Origin of the sequence: Phytobacter sp. RSE-02, assembly GCF_040578655.1 — a bacterium.
Lineage (GTDB): Bacteria > Pseudomonadota > Gammaproteobacteria > Enterobacterales > Enterobacteriaceae > Phytobacter > Phytobacter diazotrophicus.
This window is the reverse complement of the sequence record NZ_JBEULY010000001.1, coordinates 510245-531237: the sequence shown is the minus strand read 5'-3', so window position 1 is coordinate 531237 and position 20993 is coordinate 510245. Positions and strand designations below refer to the sequence as shown.

General features: G+C 54.2%; 21 protein-coding genes. 6 read left to right on the top strand and 15 right to left on the bottom strand.

What is annotated here, in order from left to right; genetic code table 11:
- The first annotated feature begins 31 nt into the window (after positions 1–31).
- Positions 32–490 (top strand): YehR family lipoprotein, encoded by a 459-nt coding sequence (locus ABU190_RS02325; protein WP_041852002.1) that lies wholly within the window; start codon positions 32–34, stop codon positions 488–490.
- 39 nt (positions 491–529) lie between these two features.
- On the opposite strand, the gene ABU190_RS02320 is transcribed toward ABU190_RS02325, so the two are convergent.
- From ABU190_RS02320 to ABU190_RS02300, 5 genes are all read right to left on the bottom strand, one after another.
- Positions 530–1006, bottom strand: a complete 477-nt coding sequence (locus tag ABU190_RS02320) for a DUF1456 family protein (protein WP_071195708.1) — start codon at positions 1004–1006, stop codon at positions 530–532.
- Positions 1007–1088: 82 nt separating this feature from the next.
- A complete protein-coding gene (locus ABU190_RS02315) occupies positions 1089–1433 on the bottom strand; it encodes an XRE family transcriptional regulator (protein ID WP_354690263.1) in 345 nt (114 codons plus the stop codon).
- On the bottom strand, positions 1430–1771 hold the full coding sequence (locus ABU190_RS02310; RefSeq protein WP_354690262.1) for a type II toxin-antitoxin system RelE/ParE family toxin: 342 nt from the start codon (positions 1769–1771) through the stop codon (positions 1430–1432). The genes ABU190_RS02315 and ABU190_RS02310 overlap by 4 nt, the downstream gene beginning before the upstream one ends.
- A gap of 105 nt (positions 1772–1876) precedes the next feature.
- A complete protein-coding gene (gene btsR, locus ABU190_RS02305) occupies positions 1877–2596 on the bottom strand; it encodes a two-component system response regulator BtsR (RefSeq protein ID WP_354690261.1) in 720 nt (239 codons plus the stop codon).
- Positions 2590–4278, bottom strand: a complete 1689-nt coding sequence (locus ABU190_RS02300) for a sensor histidine kinase (RefSeq protein WP_354690260.1) — start codon at positions 4276–4278, stop codon at positions 2590–2592. Before ABU190_RS02300 ends, btsR begins: the two co-directional genes overlap by 7 nt.
- A gap of 220 nt (positions 4279–4498) precedes the next feature.
- On the opposite strand from ABU190_RS02300, the gene mlrA reads away from it, so the two are divergent.
- A complete protein-coding gene (gene mlrA / locus ABU190_RS02295; RefSeq protein WP_193793908.1) occupies positions 4499–5230 on the top strand; it encodes an HTH-type transcriptional regulator MlrA in 732 nt (243 codons plus the stop codon).
- A gap of 58 nt (positions 5231–5288) precedes the next feature.
- Positions 5289–5402: a protein YohO gene (locus tag ABU190_RS02290; protein WP_075203650.1), complete on the top strand. Its 114-nt coding sequence runs from the start codon at positions 5289–5291 to the stop codon at positions 5400–5402.
- On the opposite strand, the gene ABU190_RS02285 is transcribed toward ABU190_RS02290, so the two are convergent.
- The 5 genes from ABU190_RS02285 to bglX form a co-directional block, all read right to left on the bottom strand.
- A complete protein-coding gene (locus ABU190_RS02285) occupies positions 5377–6114 on the bottom strand; it encodes an ABC transporter permease (protein WP_354690259.1) in 738 nt (245 codons plus the stop codon). The two genes, ABU190_RS02290 and ABU190_RS02285, sit on opposite strands and share 26 nt — an antisense overlap.
- Positions 6098–7045, bottom strand: a complete 948-nt coding sequence (locus ABU190_RS02280; RefSeq protein ID WP_041852010.1) for an ABC transporter ATP-binding protein — start codon at positions 7043–7045, stop codon at positions 6098–6100. The genes ABU190_RS02285 and ABU190_RS02280 overlap by 17 nt, the downstream gene beginning before the upstream one ends.
- Positions 7042–8196 (bottom strand): ABC transporter permease, encoded by a 1155-nt coding sequence (locus ABU190_RS02275; RefSeq protein WP_354690258.1) that lies wholly within the window; start codon positions 8194–8196, stop codon positions 7042–7044. The genes ABU190_RS02280 and ABU190_RS02275 overlap by 4 nt, the downstream gene beginning before the upstream one ends.
- Positions 8197–8198: 2 nt before the next feature.
- The gene (locus ABU190_RS02270) at positions 8199–9110 is read right to left on the bottom strand and encodes an ABC transporter substrate-binding protein (protein WP_041852012.1); all 912 of its coding nucleotides are present in this window, start codon (positions 9108–9110) and stop codon (positions 8199–8201) included.
- A 172-nt stretch (positions 9111–9282) separates the two neighbouring features.
- Positions 9283–11580: a beta-glucosidase BglX gene (bglX, locus tag ABU190_RS02265; protein ID WP_354690257.1), complete on the bottom strand. Its 2298-nt coding sequence runs from the start codon at positions 11578–11580 to the stop codon at positions 9283–9285.
- Positions 11581–11754: 174 nt separating this feature from the next.
- Between bglX and dld the strand changes: the two genes are divergently transcribed.
- Together dld and ABU190_RS02255 are read left to right on the top strand one after the other, a co-directional pair.
- Entirely contained in the window at positions 11755–13461 is a 1707-nt protein-coding gene (gene dld, locus ABU190_RS02260) for a D-lactate dehydrogenase (RefSeq protein WP_354690256.1), read from the top strand.
- A gap of 137 nt (positions 13462–13598) precedes the next feature.
- Entirely contained in the window at positions 13599–14153 is a 555-nt protein-coding gene (locus ABU190_RS02255; RefSeq protein WP_271850739.1) for a GNAT family N-acetyltransferase, read from the top strand.
- On the opposite strand, the gene pbpG is transcribed toward ABU190_RS02255, so the two are convergent.
- Both pbpG and ABU190_RS02245 read right to left on the bottom strand, forming a co-directional pair.
- Positions 14154–15092, bottom strand: coding sequence for a D-alanyl-D-alanine endopeptidase (gene pbpG / locus ABU190_RS02250; protein ID WP_071195698.1), 939 nt, complete (start codon positions 15090–15092; stop codon positions 14154–14156).
- Between the two features lie 171 nt (positions 15093–15263).
- Positions 15264–15851 carry a Yip1 family protein gene (locus tag ABU190_RS02245; RefSeq protein WP_271850740.1) on the bottom strand — a complete coding sequence of 196 codons (588 nt, stop codon included), beginning with the start codon at positions 15849–15851 and terminating at the stop codon, positions 15264–15266.
- A gap of 179 nt (positions 15852–16030) precedes the next feature.
- On the opposite strand from ABU190_RS02245, the gene ABU190_RS02240 reads away from it, so the two are divergent.
- Entirely contained in the window at positions 16031–16612 is a 582-nt protein-coding gene (locus ABU190_RS02240; protein ID WP_041852018.1) for a DedA family protein, read from the top strand.
- On the opposite strand, the gene ABU190_RS02235 is transcribed toward ABU190_RS02240, so the two are convergent.
- The 3 genes from ABU190_RS02235 to bglF form a co-directional block, all read right to left on the bottom strand.
- Positions 16613–17380: an SDR family oxidoreductase gene (locus ABU190_RS02235; protein ID WP_172960921.1), complete on the bottom strand. Its 768-nt coding sequence runs from the start codon at positions 17378–17380 to the stop codon at positions 16613–16615.
- A gap of 256 nt (positions 17381–17636) precedes the next feature.
- On the bottom strand, positions 17637–19031 hold the full coding sequence (gene ascB, locus ABU190_RS02230; protein ID WP_354690255.1) for a 6-phospho-beta-glucosidase: 1395 nt from the start codon (positions 19029–19031) through the stop codon (positions 17637–17639).
- 15 nt (positions 19032–19046) lie between these two features.
- On the bottom strand, positions 19047–20906 hold the full coding sequence (gene bglF, locus ABU190_RS02225; protein ID WP_354690254.1) for a PTS beta-glucoside transporter subunit IIABC: 1860 nt from the start codon (positions 20904–20906) through the stop codon (positions 19047–19049).
- Positions 20907–20993 lie beyond the last annotated feature (87 nt).

Here is a 20993-nt window from a genome sequence, read left to right as displayed (position 1 = left end):
TGGACAGGATTTTTCTAACAAAAGGGGCTTTATGAATATGTTTAAAAAAATGATCGCCATCGCACTGACTACTCTGGTCTTATTTGCCGTCAGCGGCTGTGGTGACAAAGAACAGAGTAAGACATTTAACTGGACGGATGGCAAAACAGAGATTTCTCTGACCTATTACTATAAAGACGATGTGGTATTACGTCAGACGGCAAAGAATAAGATTCAGTACGCAAGCGTCGGGGCCGCCAATAAAGAGGCAGCTATGCAACGCCTGGGGCCGATCAGTGAGAAATATAAATCGATTCAGGGCGTGACGGAAAGTATCGATTATCAGGATACTTACGCGACAGAAACATTGACTGTCGACTATACCAAAGCCGATCGTAACGCATTGCAGCAGATACAGGGTGCGGCGTTCACCGGTGATGTGAAAGATGGCGTCAGCATGACGAAATCACAGCAGCTTCTGGAATCACATGGTTTTAAAGAAGTGAAATAATCAACGTGCCAGCGCGCTTGTCACGCGCTGGCATTGCCTTTACTGAGCAGCAGGCTTCGCGTGCTCACGCACCGCCAGTCCACGCAGGAAATAACGTAAGAACTGATCGCCGCATTCACGGAAATTTTTATGCTCGGTCGCCCGCATCATGGCGGTAATCTCCGGCATGGAGACGCGGAATTTCTGCTCGGTGAGGATCGCCAGAATATCGTCCGTTTTCAGTGAAAAGGCGATGCGTAATTTTTTAAGGATGATGTTGTTTGTCATCTTACGCTCGGTCACCAGCGCAGGCTGAGACTCATCTTTACCACGGCGTTCATAAATCAGGCCGTTGAGGAAGACAGACATCATAATGTCCGGACAGCGCTGAAAACCCTCTTCATCTTCTTTGTGCAACCAGCCGACAAGCTGCTCGTCGCTCACCGGGGCGTCTGCCAGCGCAAATACGCGCTTGAGGTCGCCATTATTCATTTTCAGTGCGTAGCGTAAGCTACGTAAGATATCGTTATTGAGCATAAAGCCTTCGAAAAAATCATCGTAAGCGCGCAGTCTACCATCAAAAGCGACAACCCCAGCGCTTCTTTTAGATTGCCGCCGGTTAAACCTTATCAATAACCAGTTGCACACGTTTTCCAATCAGTATTGCCATACCGACCAATGTATCAATGGTGAATTTTTCTGTTTTCTGGTTAACGACATCGGACACGCGGGGGCGAGAGACATGGAGAACTTTGGCGGCATCGACCTGTTTAAGACCGTTGTGTTTCATCCAGTCGGTGATTTCCATCATCAGTTGCTTCTTTAATTCATCGGCTCTTGCCATCTCTTCTCTGGACGCAGCCAGCAGTTGCGATGCCTCCTGCGGGGCAAACCCAAGGTCAGAAAAAATGTTGCCACTGGCTTTTGTGATATGACGAACCTTTGTATCCACTTTATGCGTCATTTTTTCTCTCTCCATTCGTCTCGTGCTGCTTTATATCGTGCTTTGATGATGGCGATATCCCGCTGGCTCGTTTTTTGTGTTTTCTTTTGAAAACAATGCAGGACACAAACGACATCAGAAAACCTGGCGACATACACCGCACGATACTCACCGTCTTCACCATGCAGCCGAATCTCAATGACGCCCATCCCCCACTCATTAATCGGCTTCCAGTCTGTCGGTTCCCTGCCATGCTGAACTTTGTGGAGTTCGAAACCTGCGATGCGCCTTATCGCCTGCGGGAAAGTGATGAGATCGTCGAGTGTAGAGCCTCGCCAGTTGATATCCTTTGCATACATTACTGCGCATCCTTACTGTGTGTGGATGCGTATAAAATTATATACCAGACTTATTCACAATAGCAGCGATCCTTTCTTGCGAAAAAGTTCGCGTTTTATTAGCGGCTACAACCCCAGCGCTTCTTTTAAGTTCTTAAGATAGCGACGGCTAACCGGCACAGTCTGTCCGTCGCGCAGCAGCAACTCCGCCTGGCCGTTATCTTCCAGACGGATCTCTTTCAGATGTGCCATATTCACCAGATACTGCCGATGACAACGCAGCAGCGGCGTACGGCTCTCCAGCGTGCGCAGGGTCAGTTCGGTGAAGCCCTCTTTGCCGTCGTGACTGGTGACATAGACGCCGCTCATGCGGCTACTCACAAACGCAACCTCATCCATCTGCAACAGATAAATGCGGCTATGCCCGGTACAGGGAATAAATTTCAGCGAGACCTGATTTTCCGGCAGCACCGATACGTCCTGGACATTGCGCTCCTGGCGCAGCCGGGTGAGGGTCTTCTCCAGGCGGCGCGCCTCTATCGGTTTTAGCAGATAGTCAAAGGCATGTTCCTCAAACGCCTTCACCGCGTATTCATCAAAAGCGGTGAGAAAAACCACATAGGGTCGGTGTTCCGGGTCGAGCATCCCCACCATTTCCAGCCCGCTAATGCGCGGCATCTGGATATCAAGAAACAGCACGTCCGGGCGCAATTTATGCACCGCGCCGATGCCCTCAACCGCGTTGGCGCATTCGCCCACAATCTCAATATCGCTCTCTTCCTGCAGTAAAATACGCAGATTTTCACGCGCCAACGGTTCATCATCAACAATCAGCACTTTTAACATGCGCTTTCCTCCAGCGGGAGTCGTAGGGTAATTCGGGTAAAGATATCAGGCTCGCAGGCAACCGAAATGCCGCATCCATCACCAAAGCGCGCCCGCAGGCGCTTATCCACCAGACTCATCCCTAAACCACTGGCATCTGTTTTGGGCTGATACAGCCCGGCATTATCTTCAATATCCAACACCAGATGGTCACCGTCCTGGCTGGCATTAATGGTGATTTCCCCTACGCCAAGCAGTTGTGAGGTGCCATGTTTAATGGCATTTTCCACAATCGGTTGCAGGGTAAAAGCGGGCAGATGGAGATGAGAAAGCGCGTCCGGTACGTGCAGTTGTACCTGTAGGCGGGCCTGAAAGCGTGCCTTTTCAATTTGCAGATACGCATTAACGTGTTCAAGCTCATCGGCCAGGGTGACGATTTCCGATGGTCGCTTAAGGTTTTTGCGAAAGAATGTCGACAGATATTGCACCAGCAGACCGGCCTGATCGCTGTCGCGGCGGATCACCGCCATCAGCGTATTCAGGGCATTGAACAGAAAATGGGGATTGACCTGCGCATGCAGTAATTTGATTTCCGACTGGGTCAGCAACGCTTTTTGCCGCTCATACTGTCCGGCGAGGATTTGCGCCGACAGCAACTGCGCAATCCCCTCTCCCAGGGTGCGGTTGATGGAGCTAAAGAGCCGGTTTTTTGCTTCATACAGTTTGATGGTGCCCACAACGCGCTGGTTTTCACCGCGCAATGGAATGACCAGCGTTGAACCCAGTTTGCACTGTGGATGCAGCGAGCAGCGGTACGGTACCTCATTGCCATCGGCATACACCACTTCGCCACTTTCGATGGCTTTTTGCGTCCAGACGGACGAGATAGGCCTGCCGGGAAGATGATGGTCGTCCCCCGTGCCGGTAAACGCCAGCAGCTTCTCGCGATCGGTAATCGCCACCGCGCCGATATCCAGCTCTTTATAGAGGACCTGGGCGACTTTCATGCTGTTTTCTTCGTTGAAGCCCTGACGCAAGATCCCTTCGGTCGATGCGGCGACTTTGAGGGCTGTGGCAGAAAACGCCGAGGTGTATTTTTCAAACATGGCGCGCTTGTCGAGCAGGATGCGCATAAACAGCGCCGCGCCCACGGTATTGGTCACCATCATTGGGGCAACGATACTTTGCACCAGATGCAGCGCGCTCTCATACGGTCGGGCGATAAGCAGGATGATCAGCATCTGTGTCAGCTCCGCTACGCAGGTAATGGCCCCGGCGGTGAGCGGATTAAAGACCCTGTCGGTGCGGCCACGCTTGATCAAAATACTGTGTACCAGCCCACCGAGCAGCCCTTCCACAATGGTGGAAATCATACAGCTCAGCGCGGTCATGCCGCCCATTGAGTAACGGTGTAATCCACCCGTTAACCCCACCAGCCCGCCCACCAGTGGGCCGCCGAGCAACCCACCCATCACCGCACCAATCGCCCGTGTATTGGCAATAGAATCTTCAATATGCAAACCGAAATAGGTACCCAGAATGCAGAAAATTGAAAAGGTGACATAACAGAGCAGTTTATGCGGCAGACGTACCGTGACTTGCATCAGCGGAATAAAAAGACGTGTTTTGCTCATCAGCCAGGCGATAACCAAAAACACACACATTTGCTGGAGCAGCAGCAACACCAGATTAAATTCGTACATACCCGCAGCACCGCGTTGACTGAAAGCGCGTACCTTACATGGAGTCGCGCAGAGATTCTTTGAGGGTTTCCAAAAAAATGTTAATTCGTGCTCATTATCACAATCCTGAAAGCATAATGATACGAAATGGATACATATCGAACATTAAACAAACAATTCAACCTGGTTTAAGTAAGAACGGCTAAAGTTAAAGTGGGGGATTTCTTGCAAAGGTGAAACCATGGCGCTTTACACGATTGGTGAAGTGGCGATGTTATGCGATATCAATCCCGTGACTTTGCGGGCATGGCAGCGACGCTACGGATTGTTCAAACCACAGCGCACGGAAGGCGGTCATCGGTTGTTTACCGATGCCGACATCGACCGAATTCGTGAAATAAAACGCTGGATCGATACCGGGGTCCAGGTCAGTAAGGTACAGACCCTGCTCAATAATGAACCCGAAAATGAACGCAATGGCTGGCGCGCCCAGCAGGAAGCAGTATTGCAAATTCTGCAAAGCGGCAACCTGCAACGACTGCGTCTGTGGATCAAAGAGCGCAGCCACGACTACCCGGCAGAAACGCTGATAACCCACCTGTTTATCCCTCTTCGTCGCCGTCTGCAATCCCAGCAGCCTGCCCTCACGGTGATGCTCAGTCTGCTCGACGGGGTGTTGATTAACTATATTTGCGGTTGCCTGAATACCGCGCGCAAGAAAAACGGGCGTGACGCGCTGGTTGTCGGCTGGAATGTGCAGGATACCACCCGAATCTGGCTGGAGGGCTGGATGGCAAGCCAGCAAGGCTGGCGGGTCGACGTGCTGGCGCACTCGTTGAGTTATCTGCGCCCGGAGATGTTTGAAGGCCAGACATTACTGGTGTGGTGCGGCGAGGCCCCCTCCTCGTCACAGCAAAAACAGATGCATGACTGGCAGCAAAACGGACATGCCATTTTTCCGCTGGGCATTTAATGGTTCATTAACAGCCCCGCTTCCTCGTATAATACTTTTCTTAACAAAGGAGCGAAAAATGAACCTGTCCAAACTTACCGTCATTGCGATTTTTCTGCTGATGGCGATCGGCGGCATCGGTGGCGTGATGCTCGCTGGCTACTCTTTTATTGTTCGCGGCGGTGCAGGCTGAATAAGCGGGCAAGTCGCTCAAATCCTCTATCAACAATGATAGCGGCCAGAGCAACCAGAACGGCCCCTTGCACGACGTAAGCCGTATTAAACCCGCTCAGACCGATAATGATCGGCGTTCCCAGTGTGCTGGCGCCGACCGTAGACGCAATGGTCGCCGTACCGATGTTAATAATCACGGACGTGCGGATCCCGGCGATAATGACCGGCGCCGCCAGCGGCAGTTCAACCCTGAAAAGTTGCTGCATACTACTCATCCCCATCCCTTTTGCCACGCTGTGTACGCTCTCCGGCACGGCGGCAATCCCCGCCAGCGTGCCCTGTAATATCGGCAAGACCCCATAGAGGATCAGCGCAATAATGGCAGGCTCGCGGCCAAATCCCATAACCGGTACCGCAATAGCCAGTACCGCCACCGGTGGAAAGGTCTGTCCTACTGCGGCAATGGTCTCCACCAGCGGGCGAAATTCGCGGCCCCACGGGCGCGTCACTGCAATTCCCGCCCCCAGCCCAATGACAATCGCCAGCAGACTCGACACTCCCACCAGCCAGAAATGGGCAAGCGTCAGGGAGACAAAACTTTCCTGCTGATAAACCGGTCGCGGCAACTGGGGAAATAGCGTGCCAAAGAGTGTGCCGCTGTAGGGCATCGCCACCAGCAGTGCGACAAACACGGCGATAAGCCAGAGTAGCGGGTCACGCAGAAGTCTCACTGAGCGCCTCCGTTCTGAGCAGGTCGCGAAAATGCAGCGTACCGCAGGGCACGCCTTGCGCATCAGCGACGGGGAGCACATCACACTGGCGAGCGACAAACAGCGATAAGGCTTCGCGCAAGGTCATATCCTCTCGCAGTGGTTCCCCCGCCACCGTTTCGCCCGGCCGCATCCAGGCGCTGACATGGCGCAATGAAAGCAGACGAACCCCCAACTCGCTGCGACCAAAAAAGTCGCGGACAAACGGGGTTGCCGGGCGGGTTAACATCTCCAGCGGTGTCCCCTGCTGCACAATCGCCCCACTGTCCATTAAGACCAGGTGATCCGCTAACTGTAGCGCTTCATCAATATCATGGGTGACCAGCACAATGGTGCGGCCCAGCAGACGGTGGATACGAATCATCTCCTGCTGGAGCGCACCGCGCGTGACCGGATCCAGCGCACCGAAGGGCTCATCCATCAGCAACACCTCCGGGTCTGCCGCCAGCGCGCGGGCCACGCCGACACGCTGCTGCTGACCGCCGGAAAGTTGATGGGGAAAACGGTCGCGCAGGCTCTCATCCAGCCCCAGTAAAGCCATCAGTTCATCTACTCGCGCGGCGATTTTCCCTCGCGACCATTTTTGCAATTGCAACACGGTGGCGATGTTGTGGGCCACCGTCCAGTGCGGAAACAGGCCTATCGACTGAATGGCGTAACCCATCCGCCGACGCAGTTCCAGTACCGGCAGGCTGCGGATCTCTTCACCAGCAAACAAAATGGTGCCTTCATCATGTTCCACCAGGCGGTTGATCATTTTCAGGGTGGTGGACTTCCCGGATCCTGATGTACCAATCAACACAGAAAACGCGCCGGTTTTACATTCAAGATTCAGATCGCTCACCGCCTGTTGTCCGGCGAAAGATTTGCTGACATGCCTGAATTCAATCATGGCTGTTTTACCTCCAACAGCGCGATACCCAGCGCAAACAGTGCGTCCACGACCACTGCCAGAGCAATAACCGGGATCACACCCAATAACACAAGATCCAGTGCGCTACTTAAAAGCCCCTGAAACACCAGTGCGCCAAAGCCACCTGCGCCAATCAGCGCCGCAATCACCGCCATGCCCACCGTCTGTACCGTGACCACCCGCAGGCTACGCAGCAAAATGGGTAACGCCAGCGGCAGACGTATATGCAAAAACCGCTGACGGGCGCTCATGCCCATCCCTTTGGCGCTTTCCAGTACATCTACCGGCACCTGGTTTAAGCCCGCCACCACACCGCGAACCAGCGGTAACAACGCGTAGAGAACCAGCGCAATCAGCGCTGGTGTGATACCGGTCCCCGCCACGCCGAGCGAACCCAGCCAGGGGAACTGCGCCACCAGCCCTGCCAGTGGTGCGATCAGCAGACCAAATAGCGCAACGGACGGCACGGTCTGAATCACATTCAATACGGCAAACACCGGTTGTTGACGCGACGGATGGCGATAACACCACAGGCCGATACCTACCCCCAGCGCCAGCGCCGGTAGCAGCGTACCAAACAGCAGTTTGAGATGTTGCGCCAGCGCATCGTTAAAGACGTCCTGCCGATTCGCGTACTCCTTAAGCAAAGAGAGCGAATCCAGTTGCCCACTGAGCAGCAGCCACAGGGGCAGGATCCAGATTTGCGCATGCAGCAGCCAGCGCCAGACCGGGTTGACCGTTAGCCGTCGGATTGCATCACTACTGGCCAGTAACGACAGCGCCAGCCACAGCCATAAGCCGCTGCCGGGGGAGGTGCGGGCAAGTGCGCTGCCAGACTGAGCCAGATCGGTGGCCGCCCTGCCCGCGCACCAGACTAAGGCGCAAAATGACGCTTCGGTAAGCAGTAACGTTGCCAGACTGGCAATGCGATGCGGGAGAAAGCTCAAAAGCAGTAGCCCTGCCGGTACAAGCAGTCCCCAGGCGGCAAATGCCGGCCAGACCTGCCAGATTGCACGACTTTCCCCGGAGACCAGGCGGTTAGGGGCGTAACTCACGAAGGGCAGTGTTATTGCCGCCAGCGCCAGTAACACCAGCAGCAACAACACGCGGTTATGACAACGTCGCTCCACGTTTATTTAATCAGTCCCTTTCCTTTCAGGTAATCGGCGGCCACTTTTTTGGCGTCGAGACCTTCCACTGCAATACTGGCATTCAGTTTCTGCAGCGTTTTTTCATCCAGGCTGGCAAATACCGGTTTCAGCCACTCATCCAGTTGCGGGTAAGCTTTCAGCACCGCTTCGCGCACAACCGGGGCAGGCGCATAAATGGGCTGAACGCCTTTCGGGTCGGTCAGGGTTTGCAGCCCCAGCGCCGCAACCGGCCCATCTGTGCCGTAGGCCATCGCCGCATTCACGCCTGATGTTTGCTGTGCGGCGGCTTTGATGGTCACTGCCGTATCGCCCCCCGCCAGCGACAGCAACTGCTGCTGGTTGAGCTTGAAGTTATAGGCTTTTTCGAAGGCCGGTAAGGCATCGGTACGCTCGATAAACTCGGCGGAAGCAGCAAGTTTAAAGGTACCGCCCTCTTTCAGATAGCGACTGAGATCGTCAAGGGAGACCAGCTTGTTTTTCTGCGCAACATCCTGGCGTACCGCGATAGTCCAGGTATTATTGGCAGGCGCTGGCGTCAGCCAGACCAGTTTGTTTTTCTCCGCATCCAGCTTTTTGACTTTGTCATAGCCTTGCTGCGCATTTTTCCACGCCGGATCGTTCTCCTCCTTAAAGAAAAACGCGCCATTGCCGGTATATTCCGGGTAGATATCCAGTTCACCCGAGGTGATTGCCCCGCGCACCACCGGGGTGGTACCCAACTGGACTTTATTGACGGTTTTTACGCCATGGCTTTCCAGGACCTGCAAAATGATATTGCCCAGCAGCGCGCCTTCGGTATCAATCTTGGAACCCACTTTAACCGGCTCAGCCGCCTGTGCGCCTGCGGCCAGCATCAATAACCCTGCAGCGCTCCATTGCGAAAATGATTTCATGCTCTTACCTCTTTTTTTGTGGTGCCTGGATTTCCGGCTGTGCAAAAAGCGTAGTAGAGAATCGACCTGGAATAAATCAGTCGTTCAGATTTTGATGTTTCTGATTAGACGAAGCGGTTATAACGCAAGGGGTTTAAAGATGAAAGGCCGCTAAAAAGCGGCCTTTGCGGGGTTACTGGAGGGTAAATTCACCCTGTTTAACACGGGCTGAATCCAGGCCGATAAAGACATTGAATTTGCCGGGTTCTGCGTCGTATTTCATGCGTTGATTCCAGAACTTAAGCGCCTCGATATCAATCGGGAAGCTGACGGTTTTGGTTTCCCCGGCTTTGAGATCCACTTTTTCGAAACCACGCAGTTGTTCTACCGGACGACTCATGGACGCCGTCACATCCTGCAGGTACATCTGGACAACCGTCGCGCCGTCGCGTTTACCGGTATTGGTAACATCGACGCTGGCCGTCACTTTGCCGTCACGGGTCATGGTCGGCGCCGACATTTTCACATCGGAGACGTTAAACGTGGTGTAACTCAGGCCGTAACCGAACGGATAAAGCGGACCATTGGCCTCGTCGAAGTAGCGTGACGTGTACTTGTTCGGTTTATCGGCATTATACGGACGCCCGGTGTTCAGGTGACTGTAATAGACCGGGATCTGCCCGACGGAGCGCGGGAAAGACATCGGCAGCTTGCCGGACGGGTTGTAATCACCAAACAGCACATCAGCGATGGCATTACCGCCTTCGGTACCGGCAAACCAGGTTTCCAGGATCGCATCGGCCTGCTGATTTTCTTTCACCAGCGCCAGCGGACGACCGTTCATCAGCACCAGCACCAGCGGTTTACCGGTTGCTTTTAGCGCGGCAATCAAATCACGCTGGCTTTGCGGGATGGTCAGATCCGTACGGCTTGACGCTTCGTGTGCCATCCCCTGGGCCTCACCGACGACCGCTACGACGACATCCGATTTCTTCGCCACGGTCACGGCTTCATCAATCATCTCCTGCGGGCTGCGTTTGTCCTGCACTACGGCTGGCTCATACAGATTGAGGAAATCGACAATGCCTTTATCGTCAGTGATATTCGAACCGCGAGCGTAGAGGATAGTGCCTTTAGGCCCCACTGCGTTGCGGATACCTGTCAGCACGGTTACGGATTGCCCCGCCACGCCGGCTGCCGACCAGCTTCCCATCATGTCACGCTTGCTGTCCGCCAGCGCACCGACCACCGCGATGGTCGCGTCTTTTTTCAGCGGCAGTGTGTCAAGACGGTTTTTCAGCAGGACCAGACTTTCGCGCGCCACTTCTCGTGCTTCTTTACGATGCAGACGACTTTCCGCATTGGTGTCCTTCGGGTCCGAATCTTTCGGCCCCAGGTGACTGTACGGGTCGTTGAACAGGCCCATGTCATATTTCACGTTCAGCACGTGGCGGGTCGCATCGTCGAGTTCCGCCATGGTGACCTTACCGGATTTGATAAGCCCCGGCAGGTACTTGCTGTAGTACTCGTCGCTCATGCTCATGTTAATACCGGCTTTGAGCGCCACGCGTACCGCATCTTCCGGGTCGGCGGCCACGCCGTGTTTGATCAATTCTTTGATTGCGCCATGGTCCGAAACGGTGATGCCTTTAAAGCCCCACTCATCGCGCAGGACATCTTTAAGCAGCCAGGAATCGGAAGTTGCCGGCGTGCCGTTGAGAGAGTTCAGCGCCACCATGACCGCACCGCTGCCTGCCTCGAGCCCAGCTTTGTACGGCGGCAAATAGTCGTTGAACAGACGCTGTGGGCTCATATCAACGGTATTGTATTCCTTGCCCCCTTCAACCGCGCCATAGGCGGCGAAGTGCTTGACGCTGGTCATAACCGAATAGCGATCCGCCGGGCTTTTGCCCTGCATGGATTTCACCATCGCGCGGCCCATTTCCGTGGTCAGGTAGGTATCTTCACCAAAGCCTTCAGAGCCACGGCCCCAGCGCGGATCGCGGGATACATCCACCATTGGCGCCCAGGTCATGTTCAGCCCATCATCCGCCGCTTCATAAGCGGAAACGCGCCCGACGGTTTTCACCGCATCAAGATTGAAGCTGGAGGCCAGACCCAGGCTAATCGGGAACACGGTCCGTTGACCGTGGACCACATCGTAGGCAAAAAACAGAGGAATTTTCAGGCGGCTAAGCTGCATGACCTGATCCTGCATCGCGCGGATATCCGGGCGGGTCACGGTATTAAAGATGGCGCCGACCTGGTTTTTGGCAATCATGTCACGGATGGCTTCTTTCGGATTGTCCGGCCCGACGCTAATCAGTCGCAGTTGCCCAATTTTTTCATCCACCGTCATTTTTTTTAGTAATTCAGTGACAAACGCATCCCTTGCTTGCGGCGTCAGAGGATGGTTACCAAACATCTCTTCTGCCATCACCGGTTGCAGCGCAAGGCTTACGGCGACACCTACCGAACATAGCCATTTCATGTCGTTCACTCTCTCGTTTATACAGCCACTCACGGGCCTGACCATGAAAAAAACGCAGTGTGCCATAATCGTAGTCCGGCTTGCAGAGTTATTCTCTGATTTTTCTGAGAATTCCTCACTTTCAGACACTATGCTTTAAAGCGAGAACGCTGTTCCACCACCAGGGAGAGGAAAATGTCTTCTACAACTTCCCAACACCATATCGCTTTTATCCGTGAACTCGAACGCCTCACTGGAGCTTCACATGTCCTGACCGACCCGGCCAAAACTGCACGCTACCGTAAGGGGTTTCGTTCCGGGCAGGGTGATGCGCTCGCCGTCGTCTTTCCCGGCACACTGCTTGAATTATGGCGTGTGCTCAGCGCCTGTGTGAGCGCCGATAAGATCATCCTGATGCAGGCGGCAAATACCGGCCTGACCGAAGGCTCAACGCCAAACGGTAATGACTACGACCGCGACATTATTATCATCAGCACCTTGCGACTCGATAAACTGCATCTTATCGATAACGGTGAGCAGGTACTGGCTTATCCGGGTACAACCCTTTATTCGCTGGAAAAAGCGCTAAAACCGCTTGGCCGCGAGCCGCATTCCGTCATCGGTTCATCCTGTATCGGGGCATCGGTGATCGGCGGGATTTGCAATAACTCCGGCGGCGCGCTGGTGCAGCGCGGCCCGGCATACACCGAAATGTCGCTGTATGCGCGAATTGACGAAACCGGCAGACTCCAGTTGGTTAACCACTTAGGCATTGAGCTTGGCAGTACGCCGGAGCAAATCTTAAGTAAACTTGATGACGAACGGGTGACCGACGCCGATGTGCGCCACGATGGGCGTCACGGGCACGATCAGGATTATGTCACCCGCGTGCGCGATGTGGAGGCGGATACACCGGCACGCTACAACGCCGACCCGGATCGTCTGTTTGAATCCTCCGGCTGTGCCGGGAAACTGGCCGTCTTCGCCGTACGGCTGGACACCTTTGTCGCCCCCACCCACCAGCAGGTGTTTTATATCGGCACCAACCAGCCGGAGGTGCTGAGCGCACTTCGCCGCCATATTCTTAGCGAGTTCACCCATTTGCCGGTGGCGGGGGAATATATGCATCGCGATATTTACGATATCGCCGAGCGCTACGGGAAAGACACCTTCCTGATGATCGACAAGCTCGGTACCGACAAAATGCCTTTCTTTTTTACCCTGAAAGGCCGCACCGATGCCCTGCTGGCAAAAGCCTCCCTATTTAAGCCGCACTTTACCGACCGGGCAATGCAAAAGCTGGGGCACCTGTTCCCCTCTCACCTGCCACCCCGAATGAAAAGCTGGCGGGACAAGTATGAACACCATCTGCTACTGAAAATGTCGGGTGACGGTATCGCTGAGGCGCAACGCTGGCTGACCGAGTACTTTAAGACGGCAGAGGGCGGGTTCTTCGCCTGTACAACAGAAGAAGGGAACAAAGCCTTTCTTCACCGCTTCGCCGCAGCGGGGGCGGCAATTCGCTATCAGGCGGTACATGCCGATGAAGTAGAAGACATTCTGGCGCTGGATATTGCCCTGCGCCGCAATGACAATGACTGGTTCGAACATCTGCCGCCGGAGATTGACAGCCAGTTAACCTGGAAGCTCTATTACGGCCATTTCTTCTGCCATGTTTTCCATCAGGATTATATTGTGAAGAAAGGCGTTGATACGCACGCGCTCAAAGAACAGATGCTGGAATTATTGCGCCAGCGCGGCGCGCAATACCCGGCTGAACACAACGTGGGGCATTTATATGAGGCGCCCGATGATTTAAAACGTTTTTACCTGGAAAACGACCCAACTAACAGCATGAACCCTGGGATCGGAAAAACAAGCAAGAGAAAAAACTGGCAATAGTCTATGACGTTAGTGGTTCGTCGCAGTCTAACTGCGATATATGTTTAAGCCAGGCTGTATTGTACTCTTCATTCGTACTAAAGTAGCAGGCCAGAGAAACGTTTCTCTGGCCTGCTACATTGAGGAGTTACTCCATCATGTCTGCCGTTGATGTCCTGTCCGAAAACGCACTCGTGGTGCGTGATGCCACGCTTGATGATGTTCATGCGATTTCATCTCTCTATGCCTGGCACGTGCTGCATGGCCGCGCCTCCTTCGAAGAAGTGCCGCCTACTATCGACGAAATGCGCCAACGCATGCACAAAATCGCCAATGACGGGCTTCCCTGGATGGTCGCGCTCTACCATGGCATCGTGGTGGGGTATTGCTACGCAAGTCCTTACCGTCCGCGCCAGGCCTACCGCTATACACTGGAAGAGTCTATCTATGTTGACGCCAGTATGACCGGACATGGCATAGGCAGCATGCTGATGGATGCGCTGATCGCAAGGTGTGAAGAAGGTCCGTGGCGGCAGATGATCGCGGTGATCGGCGATGGGCAAAATAATGCCGGATCGCTGCGCCTGCATAAAAAACACGGCTTTGAAATTGTCGGGCAGTTACGCAGCGTGGGCTACAAGAAAGGTGACTGGCGGGATACGGTTATCATGCAGCGCCCACTCAACGATGGTGACTGGACGCTGCCGGAATAATTAGTCGTTTTGCGCGGTTTGTGCGCCGTGGTTTTCCACCATCTGCGCCGCTTTCTGACGTTTGTAGCTTAATGCAGAAGCGGGTACAGGCTGTGCTTTCCCGGTTTCAATCCAGGTCCGTAAACGGCTGGCATCCGCAAAGTGGGTATATTTCCCGAAAGCATCCATCACCACCAGTGCCACCGGCTTATTATTAATAACGGTACGCATCACCAGGCAGTGACCCGCCGCATTGGTAAACCCGGTTTTGGTCAACTGAATATTCCAGTTATCGCGATACACCAGATGGTTGGTATTACGGAACGGCAGCGTATACCCCGGATTACTGAACGTCGCCATGTCTTCCCGCGTAGTGCTCAACTGGCCCAGCAGCGGATACTGTTTCGTGGCCACCAGCAGTTTAATCAAGTCGCTCGCCGTGGACACATTGCTGATAGATAAGCCTGTCGGCTCGACATAACGGGTGTGCGTCATGCCCAGCGCCTTCGCTTTTGCATTCATCGCACGAATAAACGCGTCATATCCACCAGGATAATGGTGAGCAAGGCTCGCCGCCGCACGGTTTTCTGAGGACATCAACGCCAGCAGCAGCATATCTTTGCGGCTGATTTCACTGTTCAGACGTACGCGAGAGTAGATCCCTTTCATTTCCGGCGTATGGCTGATATCCACTTTTATTTTTTCATCCAGCGGCAGATGCGCATCCAGCACTACCATTGCCGTCATCAGCTTAGTGATAGACGCGATGGGACGTACCAGATCCGGGTGGCTGGAGTAGATAACCTGATTGGTTTGTAAATCGACAATCATCGCGCTACCGGAGGCAATTTCAGGTTGCGCGGACGCTGTTGCCGCAGCAGTTTTTGCCAGCGCCTGCGGTGCGACGGGCACGGCAAACATAAGCGCGAGGCTTAATAAAGAAACTCGGATTTTCAGCATGGTGTGACTTCTGATGATTATTCATGCACGTGATTACGCACACCGCATCTGTTCAGGAAGTAAATAACAGAAGCTGGCCCTGGCATAATAGCCGCCACGCCCGCATGTCGCCACACAAGATTCATTGCAGAAGATTGCGTTGCTGGTACTTCAACCAGCAACGCAATGCGATTAGAACAGACGGTAGCCGTAACCCCAAAGAATGACCGTGAGCGCCAGCAGCACTTCAAGTACCAGCACCCCAATCGCCAGCGTCGAACTGGAGAAACTCAGCCCTTCCTCTCGGTTGATATTGAGGAAGGTGGGAATCCCTACATAGAGCAGATAACCGGTGTAGAAAAGTGCTACGGTCCCCGCCAGCGCGCACAGCCAGACCAGCGGATAGAGCGCCACAAGACCGCTCAAAAAGAGTGGCGTTGCGACATACCCGGCAAAAACCATACAGCGCGCCAGAGAGGGACGCTGCGGGTAGCTCCTTGCCATCCACCAAATCACACGGCCCATCACCGCCACACCGGCCAGCATCAGCGCATAGAAAATGACGGCCAGATAAAACGCGGTAAACCAGTTCAACTGAACCACGCTCTCTTCGCCAAAATTCCAGCCTATTTGCGTCGTGCCAATAAAAGCACAGATAACGGGAATCGCCGCCATGATCAGGACATGGTGGGTGTAGTGATGCGAAACGGTTTCGTTTTCGCCCTTTATGACCTGCATTTCACGATCGGGATGGGAAAAAAGTCCCCAGACATGGTTCATAACGCCCCCTTGCTGAATGCCCGAATACAGACACCTTAAGTATAAGTCACTCTGCTGGTTATTTTGTGTTCAGATCGAAAAATACGTAGCGACAATCCGCGCAACGAAACCGTGGTTGTCGGCGCATTCAATTCATAGGGTGTATGCTTAAGGGGTTTAACGGGAGAATTGTTGGACCTATGGATATGAATCATCTTATCAGCCAGTACGGCTATGCCGCGCTGGTTGTTGGTAGTATTGCTGAGGGGGAAACCATCACCCTGCTGGGTGGCGTTGCCGCGCATCAGGGGTTGCTTAAGTTTCCGCTGGTGGTCATGGCCGTTGCGCTCGGTGGGATGATTGGAGACCAGTTGCTCTATTTGCTGGGGCGCCGATATGGCATGAAGATCCTGCAACGCTTTTCCCGCCATCAGGACAAAATTAACCAGGCACAACGCATGATTAACCGCCGTCCCTGGCTGTTTGTCATCGGTACGCGTTTTATGTACGGCTTTCGCATCATCGGGCCGCTACTGATCGGCGCCAGCCATCTGCCCCCAAAAATCTTCCTGCCACTGAATATTTTCGGCGCCATCGTCTGGGCATTGATTTTCACGACGTTAGGCTACCTGGGTGGGGAAGTTATCGGGCCGTGGTTACATCAGTTTGATCACCATCTTAAGAAGCTGATTTGGCTGGTACTGGCCGTGGTGGTGGTCTTTTCCGTGCGCTGGTGGCTGCGGCATCGGCAAAAGAAACGCCGCAACCCACCGTCAGAGTAGTTAATGGCGGCTGGCGTTAAACTGCGGATTCGCCAGCATAAAGCCGCCGTCGACGATGAACGACTGCCCGGTGGTATAACTGGCGTCATCAGAACAGAGCCAGGCCACCAGGCTCGCGATCTCCTGGGTTTTACCGGGCCTTGCCAGCGGGATGTTCGGCATAGAGCCCGGTTTGGCGTCAGCATCGCTCATATTATTCATCGGCGTGGCTATCGCACCGGGCGCCACCGCATTAACCAGTATGTTGTAACTAACAAGCTCCAGTGCCATGGATTTGGTTAATCCGCCCAACGCATGTTTCGCCGCCGTATAGGCGCTGGCTTCAGGCAGTGGGGTGTGTTCATGCACAGAGGTGATATTCACAATACGTCCCCCCTGCCCCTGCTTAACCATATGACGTGCGGCAATTTGTGAACACAACATCGCCCCTTCAACATCCACGGTAAAAATCTTCCGCCACGCTTCCAGACTGACATCCAAAAACGGTGCTTTGGTCATTGCGCCGGCATTATTGACCAGCGCATCGACACGGCCGAACGCGTTAATCAGCGTCTCGATAGCCTGAGCGCCGTCCGGCAGATGGCTTAAGTCGAGCTGGATGGTACGGGCCTGTCTGCCGCGCGCTTCTACCTGTTGAACAGTATCGCGCGCCCCGCTGTCATCCGAGTGCCAGGTGATACCAATATCAAACCCTTTTTCCGCCAGCATTAGCGCGCAGGCTTTACCAATACCTGAATCCGCTGCGGTCACAATAGCGACTTTCTGCATGGTCATTTTCCCCTCCGGTCGTGAGGCCAAACCTTCAGTATAGAGAAAAGGCATATTTCTGAACGGTTGCTACACTTTGCGGTGAGTACAACGCATCAAGGGAGAGAAAAGCATGTTGAAGGTATTGCTGTGGGTTATTTTGATTATCTTTTTGATTGGGCTGTTGGTGGTCACCGGCGTGTTTAAGATGATTTTCTAAAAACTCCCCCCTCACCTCCGTGGAAGTGAGGGGGTATTGCGAATGACAGCCGTTAGCTTATCGCTTGAGCGATGCCCCTCTGCTGGCGATGACTTCCTGATACCACCAGAAACTTTTCTTACGGCTGCGCGCCAGCGTACCGTTACCGGCATCATCACGATCAACGTAGATAAAGCCATAGCGTTTGGAAATCTCCGCTTTTGACGCGCTCACCAGATCGATTGGCCCCCAACTGGTATACCCCATCACCTCCACCCCGTCTTCAATGGCTTCGCGTACCTGCACAAGGTGATCGTTAAGATAGCTGATGCGGTAATCGTCATTGATGCTGCCATCCGCTTCCGGTTTGTCTTTCGCACCCAGACCGTTTTCCACGATAAATAACGGTTTCTGCCAGCGATCCCACATGACGTTCAGCAGCGTGCGCAGGCCAACCGGGTCAATCTGCCAGCCCCATTCTGAGCTTGCAAGGTGCGGGTTCGGTACCATGCTGAGTATGTTGCCGCGCGCTTTCTGGTTCAGTTCTTCGTCGGTCGTCACACAGCCGGTCATATAGTAGCTAAACGAGATAAAATCGATGGTGGTGCGCAGCGCGTCACGATCCGCATCGCTAATGTTGAGAGTAATGCCGTTTTCACGGAAGAAACGCAGCATATAACCCGGATATTCGCCACGGCACTGCACGTCGCCAAAGAACTGCCAGGTACGGTTTTGCTGCAGCGTTTCCAGCACGTCTTCCGGTTTGCAGCTCAGCGGATACATCAGGCCGCCGAGGATCATATTGCCGATTTTGGCATCCGGGATAATCTCGTGGCAGGCTTTTACCGCCAGCGCGCTCGCCACAAGCTGATGGTGGATAGCCTGGAAGATCTCCGCTTTGCTGCTACCTTCCGGCAGGCCGACACCCGTCATCGGGGCATGCAGCGACATGTTGATCTCGTTAAAAGTCAGCCACAGCTTCACTTTGTTCTTATAACGTTCAAATACCGTGCGGGCATAACGCTCAAAGAAGGTAATGGTCTGACGGCTGCCCCAGCCGCCGTAACCTTTCACCAGCCCCCATGGCATTTCGTAATGCGATAACGTCACCAGCGGCGTCATCCCTTTGCTAATCATCTCATCAAAGAGTTTGTCGTAGAACGCCAGCCCCGCCTCATTGGGCGTGGTTTCATCACCGTTGGGGAAAATACGCGTCCAGGCAATGGACACTCGCAGGCAGCTAAAACCCATTTCCGCAAACAGGGCGATATCTTCCGGGTAGCGGTGATAGAAATCGATAGCGACATCTTTCAGGCCGCTGTCACCTGCCACGCGCTCTACCACGTCACCGAATACGCCTTTTGGTTGCACATCCGAGGTGGAAAGGCCTTTGCCGTCTTCCAGATAAGCGCCTTCCACCTGGTTTGCAGCGATAGCGCCGCCCCATAAGAAGTCATTCGGGAATGTATTCATTGATATCTCCTTTGATTAACGATTGACGGCCAGTAGCGGCATACCGGATTCCACCGATGTCGATGCCACGGTCGTCACAGCGCGATAGTCGTCACTGTTGCTGATGATAATGGGCGTTGCCAGATCGTATCCGGCTGAGAGGATCGCATCGCGATCAAACTCCAGCAGTAAATCGCCAGGCTGAACCTTATCGCCAACGCTGACATGTGCGGTAAAGGGCTTGCCCTCCAGCTTGACGGTATCGATGCCCACATGGATCAACACCTCAATACCGCTGTCGCTTAATAAGCCGATGGCATGTTTTGTCTGAAAGAGTGAGGCCACTTCACCGGCAAAGGGCGCAATCACTTTATTGTCTGAGGGGATAATCGCCGCCCCCTGGCCGAGCAACCCGGCTGCAAAGGTGCTGTCCGGCACCTGTTCAAGCGCCAGTACGGTTCCGGACATCGGTGAGAGGATGTCGTTTTCACCCGGCACAACGGCAATCGGTTTTGTCACCGTAGTCGTTTTTGGCATCCCCGCCACAAAGGTGAGGATGCACGCCAGCACCAGTGAAACAACCGTACCCAGAATCCCGCCCCACAGGGTGGCATCCACACCGCCCGGCGGGATCATCTGCGCCAGAGTAAAGACATTGGCAAAACCAAACGAGTAGACGTGACTGTCGCTAAAGCCAACAATCGCCCCGCCGATAGCCCCGGAAACGCAGCCAAAAATAAACGGACGGCGCAGCGGTAGCGTCAGACCATAGACCGCGGGTTCAGTAATACCGAAGATACCCGCCGTGGCCGCCGAACCGGCCAGTATTTTCTGACGAGGGTCACGGGTACGCAGGAAAATCCCCAGTACCGCCCCCACCTGGCCCAGTACCGCAGGCAGTAAAATGGGCAGCATCGTGTCCTGGCCGAACACGGTCAGGTTATTGATCATGAGCGGCACCAGACCCCAGTGCAGACCGAAAATCACGCACACCTGCCACAGCGCACCCAACGCTGCGCCAGCCAGCCAGGGGGCAAAGAGGTAGATGGCCTGATAGCCGTGCGCCAGCCCCTGGCTCAGCAAGGTCGCCAGCGGACCGATCACCAGGAAGGTCAGCGGCACAACCACCGCGATACAGATCAGCGGACCAAAAAAGTTCTTCACTGCCGAGTGCAGGAATTTATTACATTGCTTTTCCAGCCAGCAGCTTGCCCAGGCGGCAATAATGATCGGAATAACCGAGCCGCTGTAATTGATAAAAGTTATCGGGATTCCCAAAAACGTTTCGCTGACCGCCCCTGGTGTCTGGCTTGCTTCAAAGGCTTTTATCATCATCGGGTGGGTCAGCGCGCCGCCAATCGCCAGGGTCACAAAGGCGTTACCGCCAAATTTCTTCCCGGCGGTGTAACCGAGAATCAGCGGGAAAAAATAGAACAGCGCATCGCTGGCGGCAAACCAGATTTGGTATGTTCCGCTGTTTGTCGTCAACCAGCCGCAGACCACGGCCAGCGCCAGCAGCCCTTTCAGGATCCCTGATGCTGCCATGATACCGATAAAAGGGGTAAAAATGCCGGAGACGACATCGATCACGCGACCAACAAGAGAGACTTTTTCCCCTTGTTCCGGCTCAGCAACCGGTGTGTCATCCGTGAGCCCGGCTTCATCACGCACCGCCTGCCAGACGTCATGAACGTGGTTACCAACCACTACCTGAAACTGCCCGCCGCTTTCGACCACCATAATGATGCCTGGGTTGGCTTTCAGCCCTTCGCCATCAGCTTTCTTGTTATCTTTGAGCTTAAAGCGTAACCGGGTGGCGCAGTGCACCAGGCTGGTAATGTTCTCCTTGCCCCCAACGTGGCTGAGAATATCTTTCGCCAGCGCTTGATATTCCATGCTTTTTCCTTACTTCTTATGCCCGAAGGCTGTGACTGAGATAAAAAAAAACCTGAGTCCAGCACCTCGCGGGCCGGGCTCAGGTTT

Bases quoted from the DNA above. Each gene is read 5' to 3' on its own strand.
- pbpG (WP_071195698.1), bottom strand. From the start codon at position 15,092: ATGCTGAAAATCCGAGTTTCTTTATTAAGCCTCGCGCTTATGTTTGCC.
- ABU190_RS02300 (WP_354690260.1), bottom strand. From the start codon at position 4,278: ATGTACGAATTTAATCTGGTGTTGCTGCTGCTCCAGCAAATGTGTGTG.
- ABU190_RS02270 (WP_041852012.1), bottom strand. From the start codon at position 9,110: ATGAAATCATTTTCGCAATGGAGCGCTGCAGGGTTATTGATGCTGGCC.
- ABU190_RS02280 (WP_041852010.1), bottom strand. From the start codon at position 7,045: ATGATTGAATTCAGGCATGTCAGCAAATCTTTCGCCGGACAACAGGCG.
- ABU190_RS02255 (WP_271850739.1), top strand. From the start codon at position 13,599: ATGTCTGCCGTTGATGTCCTGTCCGAAAACGCACTCGTGGTGCGTGAT.
- ABU190_RS02290 (WP_075203650.1), top strand. From the start codon at position 5,289: ATGAACCTGTCCAAACTTACCGTCATTGCGATTTTTCTGCTGATGGCG.
- ABU190_RS02325 (WP_041852002.1), top strand. From the start codon at position 32: ATGAATATGTTTAAAAAAATGATCGCCATCGCACTGACTACTCTGGTC.
- mlrA (WP_193793908.1), top strand. From the start codon at position 4,499: ATGGCGCTTTACACGATTGGTGAAGTGGCGATGTTATGCGATATCAAT.
- bglF (WP_354690254.1), bottom strand. From the start codon at position 20,906: ATGGAATATCAAGCGCTGGCGAAAGATATTCTCAGCCACGTTGGGGGC.
- ABU190_RS02315 (WP_354690263.1), bottom strand. From the start codon at position 1,433: ATGACGCATAAAGTGGATACAAAGGTTCGTCATATCACAAAAGCCAGT.
- btsR (WP_354690261.1), bottom strand. From the start codon at position 2,596: ATGTTAAAAGTGCTGATTGTTGATGATGAACCGTTGGCGCGTGAAAAT.
- ABU190_RS02245 (WP_271850740.1), bottom strand. From the start codon at position 15,851: ATGAACCATGTCTGGGGACTTTTTTCCCATCCCGATCGTGAAATGCAG.
- ABU190_RS02320 (WP_071195708.1), bottom strand. From the start codon at position 1,006: ATGCTCAATAACGATATCTTACGTAGCTTACGCTACGCACTGAAAATG.
- ABU190_RS02235 (WP_172960921.1), bottom strand. From the start codon at position 17,380: ATGCAGAAAGTCGCTATTGTGACCGCAGCGGATTCAGGTATTGGTAAA.
- ascB (WP_354690255.1), bottom strand. From the start codon at position 19,031: ATGAATACATTCCCGAATGACTTCTTATGGGGCGGCGCTATCGCTGCA.
- dld (WP_354690256.1), top strand. From the start codon at position 11,755: ATGTCTTCTACAACTTCCCAACACCATATCGCTTTTATCCGTGAACTC.
- bglX (WP_354690257.1), bottom strand. From the start codon at position 11,580: ATGAAATGGCTATGTTCGGTAGGTGTCGCCGTAAGCCTTGCGCTGCAA.
- ABU190_RS02310 (WP_354690262.1), bottom strand. From the start codon at position 1,771: ATGTATGCAAAGGATATCAACTGGCGAGGCTCTACACTCGACGATCTC.
- ABU190_RS02240 (WP_041852018.1), top strand. From the start codon at position 16,031: ATGGATATGAATCATCTTATCAGCCAGTACGGCTATGCCGCGCTGGTT.